1 protein-coding gene is annotated in these 785 nt (G+C 67.9%); it reads right to left on the bottom strand.

The window, feature by feature from the left end; genetic code table 11:
• Window positions 1–785 (bottom strand): type VI secretion system Vgr family protein (locus tag LQR33_RS23455; protein WP_231470656.1); only part of this gene is annotated, 785 nt, incomplete at both ends.

Genomic DNA, 785 nt, shown 5'->3' with positions numbered 1-785 from the left:
CGGTTTGGCTTTGCTCGGTCAGGCTGGCGATGCCAGCTGGGCCGGATAGGATCAGCAGCGGTTGTTGACCGGATTGGTCTTTCGCCGTCTTGCTGTCTTTGTCGGTGTTCGATCCCGCTTCCCAGGCTTTCAGCGCGTCGGCGTGGTGTTGCAGGTGGCCGTCGGTTTTCTTGCCGGCTTTGGCGTTGTCCGGGCCGATTTCGTCGGGCCCGGTTTCCATGGTGTCGGCCAGCTGGCCGGTGGCGGTTTCGGCCAAGGCTTGCGACAGCGAGAGCGCGGCGTCGAGCTGGCTCTGCGCGTGTTCGCGCGCCAGCTGTTTACCGGACGCGCCGTTCTGCGCCTCGGTGGACAGCAGCAGACCGTGGGCGGCGCGGATGGCGCCGTGGTGGTCGGTGCGCAGCTCGAAGCCGTCGCCGCGCGGCTGGGCCTTGCCGTTGCTGCGCGGGTGGGCGAGGTAGCCCTGGTTGAGCTGGGTCTTGCCCGCTTCGCTGGACAGCTTGGCGCGCACTTCGCCGGGGGTGTCGTCGAACAGCAGCTCGTTGTAGCCGCCGCCCTGGTGTTCTTTGCTCTTGATGCCGGACAGGGTCTTGTTGGCGGGCAGGCTGCCGGCGCCGCTGAAGTCGGGCGTCGGGTGGCTGCCGTTGTACAACACGCCGGTGATCACCGGCCGGTCGATGTCGCCTTCGATGAAGTCGACCAGCACTTCCTGGCCGATGCGCGGGATGAACTGGTGGCCCCAGCCGGCGCCGGCCGACGGCATGGCGACGCGCAGCCAGCAGGAGGAT

It is taken from the genome of Chromobacterium piscinae (assembly GCF_021129175.1).
Lineage (GTDB): Bacteria > Pseudomonadota > Gammaproteobacteria > Burkholderiales > Chromobacteriaceae > Chromobacterium > Chromobacterium piscinae.
Note: the sequence above shows the minus strand (reverse complement) of the source record. Positions and strands in the feature narration are given on the sequence as shown.